The organism is Kitasatospora sp. NPDC101155, from assembly GCF_044768305.1.
In the GTDB taxonomy this organism is placed as follows: Bacteria; Actinomycetota; Actinomycetes; order Streptomycetales; family Streptomycetaceae; genus Kitasatospora.
In genome coordinates, this window is record NZ_JBIWPN010000002.1 from 23,248 (window position 1) to 32,839 (window position 9,592).

Genomic DNA, 9,592 nt, shown 5'->3' on the forward strand with positions numbered 1-9,592 from the left:
GGGACTACTTGGCGAAGCCCGGCAGGAGCTTGGCGTAGTCGGTGGCGACGGTGTTCAGCGCGTCCTGGGTGCTGGTGCCCTGGAGGGACTTGCCCAGGTTCTCGCCGAGCGAGGCGAACAGCGAGCTGTACTCGGGCAGTTCGGGGCGCGGCTTGGCGCTGCTCAGGATGCCCTGGAAGCCGGCGATGCCCGGGTCGGCCTTGACGTCGGCGGTGAAGGCGTCGGAGCGGGTCGGCAGGGTGGAGTTCTTCTGCGCGATGAAGGCCTGGCTCTCGGCCGAGGTCATGAAGGCGGCGAACTTCTCGGCGGCGGCCTTGTGGGCCTTGTCCGCACCGGCGTAGACGGAGATGTTGTGGCCGCCGGTGGGGGCGCCGGCCTTGCCGCTGGAGCCGGCCGGGACGGCGGCGATGCCGAGGTTGTTCTTGTCGGCGAAGGCGGAGCCCTTGTAGATGTTGGTGATCTCCCAGGGGCCCTGGATGATCGCCGCGACCTTGCCGCTGTTGAAGGCGTCCATCATGTGCGCGTAGGCGTCGGTGGTGACGTCGGCCTTGGCCATGCCGGGCGCGGTGAACATCGACTTGTAGGTCTCGACGGCCTTGACGGCCTCCGGCGAGGTGACGGTGATCTTCTTGCCGGCGGCGTCGACGGTGTCGGTGCCCTCGCCGAACAGGAACGGCATCGCGTAGTAGCCGTCCGCGGCCTTCAGCCAGAAGCCGTCCACGCCGGCCTTGTCCTTGACGGCGGCGGCGTCGGCCTTGAGCTCGTCCCAGGTCTTCGGCGCCGCGGTGATGCCGGCCTTGGTGAACAGCTCCTTGTTGTAGAGCAGGCCCAGGGTGTCGGTCACCAGCGGCACGCCGTACAGCTTGCCGTCGTACTTGGCCTGCTGGATCAGGCTGGGCTGGAAGGTGGAGGTGTCGCCGGCGGCCGGGGTGCCGTCCAGCGGCTCCAGGAAGCCGGCCTTGGCGAAGGCGGCGGTCCAGCCGACCTCGGAGCGGAACACGTCCGGCGCGCCCTTGGCCCCCATGGCGGTCTGCAGCTTGTTCTGCGCCTGGTCGAACGGCACGTTGACGAAGTTGACCTTGATGTTCGGGTTGGCGGCCTCGAACTTCTTGGCCAGCTCCTGGTAGTTCGGAGCCTCGTTGGTGGCGTTGGAGGTGTCCCAGTACGTGATGGTGACGGGGCCGTCGGCCTTGCCGTCCGAACCGGAGCCGCCACTGCTGCCACAGGCAGCCATCGAGACCGCGAGGGCCACAACGAGGGCAGAGGCCGCGATGCCACGCCGCATGAGAACTCCTTGGGAGGGTGGGGGTGCCCGAGATGTACGGAGACAGGCGCATAATGGCTGCCTCGTGCCGACCGCACCTTTGCTGCCGACGGGCTCGGGAAGGAAGTTAACAGCGGCGCAAGAGGGACGGAAAGTCCTTGCAGCAAGTTTCTGCAAGAAACGCCGATCGTTACATCCACGTGTCCTGGACGTGGCCGCACGGTAGTCGACAGCGCGAAGCAATGTCAGAGTTCGTCCGTTTCACCCCGCTACGTCCTGGCCGCCGGAACCACCGTGCGTGGCCGAAGGGCGCTTGCAGCAGACTGGACGCATGCGCATCAGAGCCGTCACCGAGGACGAACTGCCACTGCTGAGCGAGCTGGAACGCGCCGCCGGAGCCCCCTTCGCCGCGATCGGGATGCCGGAGGTCGCCGAGGACGAACCCCCGGCCCCGGAGGAGCTGGCGCACTACCTGGAACACGGCGTCGCCCTGGTCGCGCAGGCCCCCGACGGGACGATCGCCGGCTACCTGCTGGCCGAGCCGGTGGACGGCGCCCTGCACATCGAGCAGGTGTCGGTCCACCCCGACCACGCCCGCCGGGGCATCGGCCGGGCCCTGATCGACCACCTCGCCAGGCACGAGGGCACCGACGCCCCCGCGCTCACCCTGACCACCTTCGCGGACGTCCCCTGGAACGCCCCCTACTACGCTCGCTGCGGTTTCCGCCCACTGGCCGACGCGGAGCTGACCCCGGGCCTGCGCGAGATCCGCCGCAAGGAGGCCGAGTACGGCCTGGACCGCTGGCCCCGGCTCTGCATGCGCCGGGACCTGAACCGCGGCCGGAACGCCTAGTTGGTCCCCAGCCGCAGCACCGTGGTCGAGCGGAACTCCTCCCCCGGCCGCAGCACGGTGCTCGGGAAGGCCGGGTGGTGCGGGGAGTCCGGGAAGTGCTGGGTCTCCAGCGCGATCCCGGCGAACGGTCCGTACGGGACCCCGCTCGCGCCGGTGACCGCGCCCTGGAACTTGTTCGCCGTGTAGACCTGGATGCCCGGCTCGGTGGTCAGCACCTCCAGGGTGCGGCCGCTGACCGGGTCCTCCAGCAGTGCGGCGCGCGCCGGGCTGCCGTCCGCCAGCCGGGCCCGCAGCACCCAGTTGTGGTCGTAGCCGCCGGGCCCGGCCAGCTGCGGGTGCTCGTCGTGCACCGACTTGCCGATCGGCGTGGCCACGGTGAAGTCGAAGGGCGTGCCGGCCACCGGCTCGGTCCGCCCGTACGGGATCTGCCGCTCGTCGGCCGGGGTGTACTCGTCGGCGTCCAGGGTGAGCAGGTGGCCCAGGACGTCGCCGTTGCCCTCACCCGCGAGGTTGACATAGGCGTGGTTGGTCAGGTTGACGACCGTCGGCTTGCTGGTCACCGCGTGGTACGCGATCACCAGCTCGCCGCCCGCCTCCGGGGTGCTGGACAGGGTGTAGGAGACGGTGACGTCCAGCGCGCCCGGGAAGCCCTGGTCGCCGTCCGGGCTGTGCAGCCGCAGCCGCACCCCGCCCTCGATCGGCTCGGCCGCCCACATCCGCTGGGCGAAGCCGTCCGGCCCGCCGTGGAGGGTGAGCCCGCCACCGGTCGAGGCGAGCGGGTACTCCTCGCCGTCGATGGTGACTTCGGAGCGGTCGATCCGGTTGGCGTACCGGCCCACCACCGTGCCGTAGTGCCGGGCCGGGCCCAGGATCTGCGCCAACTGATCAGTGGACAGCAGTAGCTGGGCGCTGCGGCCGGTGCGGTCCGGCGCGCTCAGGGTGTGCAGGGTGGCGCCGAGGGTGAGCACGCTCGCCTCGTACGGGCCGGCGGTGAGCGTCCAGCGCTGGATCGCGGCGCCCGCACCCGAGGGGTCGAGGGGTTCGTGCCGCACGCCGGTGGCCTCGCTCGCCATGCCTGCTCCTCACTGGCGACGGCGCCGCCGCCTCCGCCCGGTTCCGGGTCCGTCCATCCGTCAGAAGGCGCTGCCGCAGCCCCCGTGGTGTCAGTCAGCCTAGCGAGGACGACGGCGGCGGGGGCACTCCCACGCCTCCGCGCGCCGCCCGGGCGCCACCCGGCCGCCGCCCTCGCCCGGACCGCCGTTACTCCCCGTGCTCCTCGCGCGGCTCGGCCGGCAACCCGAGCGCCGAGGCGAGGCCGTCCGGCCCGCTGCCCGCCTTGCGGTAGACCGCGGCCAGCCGCCGGTTGACCAGGCTCAGCTGCACCCCCAGCTCATCGGCGATCCGCTGCGGCGGCACGCCCCGCGCGGCGCGCTTGGCGACGTCCCACTCGGGTCCACTGAGCGTCTCCCGGAAGTCACGCTTCTCCAGCCGGTTGGGCCGCAGGCCGTAGTTGGCCAGCTCCCGCCGGGCCTGGTCGACCAGCTTCTCCGCCGAGCAGTGCTGAGCCAGCTCGATGCCCTGGTACAGGTACTCCTGGGCGTCCTCCAGCCGACCGACCCGGCGCAGCGCCGCACCCAGGTCGACCAACGCGACGGCGTGCTCGTACCCGGCCGGGGACTGCCCGAGGTGCTCAACGGCCTGCTCCAGCAGTTCGACCGCCTGCTCGCCGTTCTCGACCTGCGCCTGCAGCCGCAGCGCGCTGCCGATCGCCGAGGCGGTACCGAAGGCCCGCGCGTCCTGGACCGCCTTCCGGGCGTAGCCGCGGGCGCGCTCGGGCTCGTCGTCCGCGATCGCGATGGCCAGGTGCCCGGCCCAGGGCGCCCAGACGGTGTTGTGCCAGCCGCGGATCTCCAGCTGGGCGCCGGCCTCGGTGAGCGCGGCGGCCGCGCCCGCGTGGCGCTTCATGGCGATCAGCAGCTTGCCGTACAGCGAGGCCGCGTCCGGCAGCACCATGGCGGTGGCGTGGTACGGCGGGTGGAAGCCGAACTCGTTGGCCAGCGTCCAGGCCTCGTCGACCCGGCCGCGGGCGATCAGGGTGTCCACCAGCACGCCCACCGCGTCCCAGGCCAGCGGCAGCTTCTGCCCGACCCGCTCGGAGATGCGGTACGCCCGGCGCAGGAAGTCCTCGGCCTCGGCGAGCAGGCCGCGACGGAAGCGGGCCAGACCCATCAGGAAGTACGCGAAGCCCCGGTGGGCGCCGCTCCAACCGGCCACCTCGAACTGGATGATGGCGTCCGCGAACAGCCGCTCGGCCTGGGCGATGCGGTCGTTGTAGATGTAGGTGAGGCCGAGCATCGAGGGCAGTTCGAAGCCCCAGGTGGTGTCGGTCCAGCCGAGGCCCTTGGGCAGCCGGCCGCCGTCGAGGACCTCGTCGGCGAGCGCGAGCGCCTCGGCGGAGGACTCGCCGCGCAGGGTCAGGTCCCAGGCGCGCATGGCGAGCACCGCCCGGTCGGCGGCCTCGCGGCCGGGCAGGCTCCGGCACATCTCACCCAGCCGGGCGGAGCGGCCGGGGCCGTCCTCCTCGGACTTGCGGAACGCGTGCCACATGAACGAGGCGGCCTGGAGCCGCTGCCGCCCGGCCGGCTCGACGGTCTGCTCGGCCTCCTCCTGGCAGACCAGCGCGGCTTGGCCCAGCTCGCCGCTGTGGGCGAGCACCTCGGAGAGCCGGAAGGTGGCGTCCACCCGCAGGTCCGGGCGCAGCGGCCCTTCGTCGGGGTCGAGGGCGAGCTTGAGCTGGTTGACGGTGGCGCCCGGGTCGGTGAGCAGTGCGGAGCAGCCGAGTTCGTACAGCACCTCGGCCTTGATCTCGTCGGCGGGCGGCTCGTTGAGCGCGCGGTGCAGGCAGCGCTGGGCGGCCTCGGGGGCACCGATCAGCTGGTGTTCGACGGCCGCGCGGCGCAGCTTCTTGACGATCCGGTCGTCGCCCTCGCCGGAGTGGGTCTCGACCAGGTGGCGGGAGGCGGCGAGCAGGCCGAGTCCGGCGTTCTCGATCTCGGCGGCGGCGATGCCGTGCATGCCGAGGCGGGTGGCCTCCGGCATGGTGTTGTAGATGGAGCTGGCGATCAGCGGGTGGACGAACTCCAGGTTCCCGTTGGGGGCCTGGGTGAGCACGCGCTGCTTGCGCAGCTGCTTGATGGAGTCGCGGGCGCCCTCGGTGCTCTGGGTGGAGATCCGGGTGGCGAGGTCGATCCGGATGTCGGTGCCCAGCATGGCGCAGGCCCAGGCGAAGCGCAGGGTGCTGGCGCCGAGCCGGTCCAGCCAGCTCTTGAGGGTCATCCCGGTGGCGTCGACGGCGAGTTCGCGCAGCTGCCGGGAGTTCTCCTCGACCGGTTCGAGTTCCTGCTCACGGACCTGGTCGAGCAGGCGACCGGCCTCGAAGGGGTTGCCGTTGACGACGTTCCAGAACTCGTAGCAGAAGGCGTCCTCGGCCTTGTCGCCGAGCTCGGCGCGGATCATGTCGGTGACGGAGCTCAGGGTGAGCCGGTTGAGCTCGTGCTTGCGGGCCTTGAGGCCGAGGATGTCCCGGCGCAGGTCCTGGGTCTCGTTGGGCCAGTCGTTCTCGTCCTCGCGGAAGGCGAAGACGAGCAGCACGGGCAGTTCGCCGGAGCGGACGGCGAACTTGGCGAGCCAGGAGAGGGATTCGGCGTCGGACCAGTGCAGGTCGTCGACGATCATCACCATCGGCGCGCGGCGGGGTGCGAGCTGGGTCAGCACGTAGTCGAGGCCGTCGCGCACGCCCTGCGGGTCGAGACGGCGGGCTCCCGCCTTGGGCTGCCTGAGGCCCATGGCCGGTCCGACGACCTCCTCCCAGGTGCCCATGACCTGACGGAACTCGTCCGCGCTCAGATCGCTGAGCATGGGCTGGAGCAGCTGGCGCAGCACGTGGTACGGCTCCTTGAACTGCCGTTCGCCGCCTCGGGCGAACAGCACGGAGGCGCCTTCGCGGAGCTTGGCGATCCGTCGGACCTCGTGCAGCAGGCTGGTCTTGCCGATGCCGGGGCGTCCGGAGAAGGTAAGCAGGTCGCCGATCTCGGTGCCGCCCGCGGCGAACTCGCGGCAGAGTCGGTCGATGGCCGTCTCCACCGAGCGCACTTCGGCGTCACGGTCGCGCAGCCTGACCCGGGGTGCGGCGCTGTCGCCGTCCCCGTCGGAACCGGTTCCCGTCCGAAGTTCGTTGCCCTGCTCGGTCACCGTCGCGCCTCCGCCTCACCCGCCGACGGCGCGGCTCGGCCACTGTCCGTGGGAGCCGCTCCGTCACTGTTCGTGGAGCCGAGGTTAGCGCCGTGTGCGGCTCGCCGTGCGTCATTCGCGCAGGCTGGGGCGGACGGTGAGGGTTTGGGGGGCTTGCCAAGGGCAATTGCCCTATATCTCTAACGTCCGATCATTACATCAGATACCCTACGGCCCGCGAGGCGCAGATGATCTTGCACAGCGACCCTCACTGCTCGCGCCCCGCCGCGCCAACTCCCCCCACGGACAATGATCGAACCACAAGCGCCCCCACCCTCCGCTGCACCGGGAGTCCGATGTCTGACGACACCTCACTTCAGATTCCGTTCCCGTACCGCCGCAGTCCGCACGGCTCGTACGCCACCAAGCTGCACAGCGACTGGCTGATCCGCCACCCACTGCTGCCCGAGGCCGACCATCCCGGCTACGCGCACTGGGAGGTGGTCGACCTCGCCGCGCTCGGCTACCCGGACGCCGGGCCGGACGAACTCGCCCTGGCGGCTGACCTGATGGGCTTCTACTTCCTCTTCGACGACCAGTTCGACGGCCCGCTCGGCCGCCGCCCCACCGAGGTCGCCCCGATCTGCGAACGCCTGATCGCCGTCCTGCACGGCGCCCGCCCCGATCCGGACTCCGCGGTCGAGACCGCCTTCGCCGACCTGTGGAGCCGCAGCGTGTGCGGCATGCCCGCCCGCTGGCAGGCCCGCGCGGCCTACAACTGGGAGTACTACTTCGCCAGTCACCCGGCCGAGGCGGCGGGCCGGATCTCCGCCCGGCCGCCGGACCGGGACGGCTATCTCGAACTCAGACGCGGCACCGCGGCGATGGAGACCATCTTCGACATGGTCGAGCGGCTCGGCCAGTTCGAGGTCCCCGCCGCTGTCCTGCACCACCCGGTGCTGCGTCAACTCCGCCAGCTGGCAGCCGACATACCCTCGCTCAGCAACGACGTGCGCTCCTTCCCGCTGGAGGCACCGCGCGGGGACGTCAACAACCTGGTCATGATCGTCCAGCGCGAGCGCCACTGCTCGGCCGAGGAGGCCTGCTCGGCGGTCATGGCGGAGGCGCAGCTGATGGTCGATCGCTGCGCCGAGCTGCACGAGCGACTGGCGGACGTCCACCGGGAGTTGGGCCTGTCCCGGATCGAGTGCGCGATCGCCCAGCGGTACGCGGACGGGCTGGTCACCTGGCTGGCCGGCTACCTGAGCTGGGAGGCCCGCACCGGCCGGTACCACGCGGTCTGAGGCGCGTCGGGGGCGTGCGCGTCACCGAACGCGCCCTCCGCGCGCCCGGGTCGGGAACATCCGGATCGCGCACCGTCCGTACGATCCTCCGTACGGACCGTAGCCGCACCGTGCGCTCGGCGGCTATCGTGCTCGACGGCGGGCGCCCCCGGCGGGGCGCCGGCCCGACTGCGCGTCCGCACCCTCCCGCCGGACCGCCCGCTGACCGGGTGGTCCGGCGCGCCGCCCACGGCCCGATCGGCGCCGGGCGGTGCCCGCCCAACGTCGCGAGGAGACAGAGATCATGACGGTCTACCAGCCCCCCGGCACGCCCGGCAGCATCGTCACCTTCCGCTCCCGGTACGAGCACTGGATCAACGGCGGATGGACGCCCCCGGCGCGCGGCGAGTACTTCGGCGACCCGACCCCGGTCACCGGCGAGGTGTTCACCGAGGTGGCCCGAGGCACCGCCGAGGACATCGAGGCCGCCCTCGACGCGGCCCACACCGCCGCCCCGGCCTGGGGCCGCACCTCCGCCGCCGAGCGGGCGCAGGTGCTGCTGCGGATCGCCGACCGGATGGAGGCCAACCTCGAAAAGCTGGCCGTCGCGGAGAGCTGGGAGAACGGCAAGCCGGTGCGCGAGACGCTGGCCGCCGACCTCCCGCTCGCCGTCGACCACCTGCGCTACTTCGCCGGTGCACTGCGGGCTCAGGAGGGCAGCCTCTCCCAACTGGACGAGGACACCGTGGCGTACCACTTCCACGAGCCGCTGGGCGTGGTCGGCCAGATCATCCCGTGGAACTTCCCGATCCTGATGGCGATCTGGAAGCTGGCCCCGGCCCTGGCCGCCGGCAACGCGGTGTTGCTCAAGCCCGCCGAGCAGACCCCGGCCTCGGTGCTGCTGCTGGCCGAGCTGACCGCCGACCTGCTGCCGCCCGGCGTGGTCAACATCGTCACCGGCTTCGGCGAGGAGGCCGGCGCCCCGCTCGCCGCCAGCAAGCGGGTGCGCAAGCTCGCCTTCACCGGCGAGACCAGCACCGGCCGGCTGATCTCCCGCTCCGCCGCCGACAACCTGATCCCGGTCACCCTGGAGCTCGGCGGCAAGAGCCCCAACCTGTTCTTCGCGGACGTCGCCGCCGCCGACGACGCCTTCTACGACAAGGCCGTCGAGGGCTTCGCGATGTTCGCGCTCAACCAGGGCGAGGTCTGCACCTGCCCCAGCCGCGCGCTGATCGAAGCCCCGGCCTACGAGCGGCTGCTCGGCGACGGCCTGGCGCGGGTGCGCGCGATGCGCCAGGGCAACCCGCTGGACACCGACACCCAGATCGGTGCGCAGGCCAGCGTCGAGCAGCTGAAGAAGATCCTCTCGTACTTCGAGATCGGCCAGGCCGAGGGCGCCAAGGTCCTGGTCGGCGGCGAGCGCGCCGACCTCGGCGGCTCACTGGCCGGCGGGTACTACGTGACGCCGACCGTCTTCGAGGGCGTCAACAGCATGCGGGTCTTCCAGGAGGAGATCTTCGGCCCGGTCGTCTCGGTCACCCGCTTCGACGGCTTCGACGAGGCCGTGGCGCTCGCCAACGACACCCAGTACGGGCTCGGCGCGGGCGTGTGGACGCGCAACATCAACACCGCCCACCGGGCCGGACGCGCCATCCAGGCGGGCCGGGTCTGGACGAACTGCTACCACGCCTACCCCGCGCACGCGGCCTTCGGCGGATACAAGAACTCCGGCATCGGCCGGGAGAACCACAAGGCGTTGCTGGAGCACTACCAGCAGACCAAGAACCTGCTGGTCAGCTACTCCCCCGACGCGGTCGGCTTCTTCTAGGCCGGACCCGTCGGACAAGAGTGGAGCGGGGGGGCCGGGCCGGGGCAACCCCCCCCCCCCCCCACCCCCGGGCGGGCCCGGGGGGGGCAAAACCCCCGGTTGGGGTTCTAATAACCATAAAACAACCAATTTGA

At 71.6% G+C, this 9,592-nt stretch carries 6 protein-coding genes; 3 read left to right on the top strand and 3 right to left on the bottom strand.

Translation table 11 applies throughout. The features are described from left to right. Nucleotides 1–4: 4 nt before the first annotated feature. On the bottom strand, nucleotides 5–1,285 hold the full coding sequence (locus ACIRYZ_RS02660) for an extracellular solute-binding protein (RefSeq protein WP_402938594.1): 1,281 nt from the start codon (nucleotides 1,283–1,285) through the stop codon (nucleotides 5–7). 310 nt (nucleotides 1,286–1,595) lie between these two features. Between ACIRYZ_RS02660 and ACIRYZ_RS02665 the strand changes: the two genes are divergently transcribed. After that, on the top strand, nucleotides 1,596–2,117 hold the full coding sequence (locus ACIRYZ_RS02665) for a GNAT family N-acetyltransferase (protein ID WP_402938597.1): 522 nt from the start codon (nucleotides 1,596–1,598) through the stop codon (nucleotides 2,115–2,117). Here the strand turns inward: ACIRYZ_RS02665 and ACIRYZ_RS02670 are convergent. Next, entirely contained in the window at nucleotides 2,114–3,190 is a 1,077-nt protein-coding gene (locus tag ACIRYZ_RS02670) for an aldose epimerase family protein (protein ID WP_402938600.1), read from the bottom strand. The two genes, ACIRYZ_RS02665 and ACIRYZ_RS02670, sit on opposite strands and share 4 nt — an antisense overlap. A gap of 187 nt (nucleotides 3,191–3,377) precedes the next feature. Continuing rightward, the gene (locus ACIRYZ_RS02675; protein WP_402938603.1) at nucleotides 3,378–6,368 is read right to left on the bottom strand and encodes an ATP-binding protein; all 2,991 of its coding nucleotides are present in this window, start codon (nucleotides 6,366–6,368) and stop codon (nucleotides 3,378–3,380) included. 335 nt (nucleotides 6,369–6,703) lie between these two features. On the opposite strand from ACIRYZ_RS02675, the gene ACIRYZ_RS02680 reads away from it, so the two are divergent. Continuing rightward, nucleotides 6,704–7,651, top strand: coding sequence for a terpene cyclase (locus ACIRYZ_RS02680; protein ID WP_402938606.1), 948 nt, complete (start codon nucleotides 6,704–6,706; stop codon nucleotides 7,649–7,651). A gap of 283 nt (nucleotides 7,652–7,934) precedes the next feature. After that, nucleotides 7,935–9,458, top strand: coding sequence for an aldehyde dehydrogenase family protein (locus ACIRYZ_RS02685; RefSeq protein ID WP_402938609.1), 1,524 nt, complete (start codon nucleotides 7,935–7,937; stop codon nucleotides 9,456–9,458). The last annotated feature ends 134 nt before the right edge of the window (nucleotides 9,459–9,592 follow it).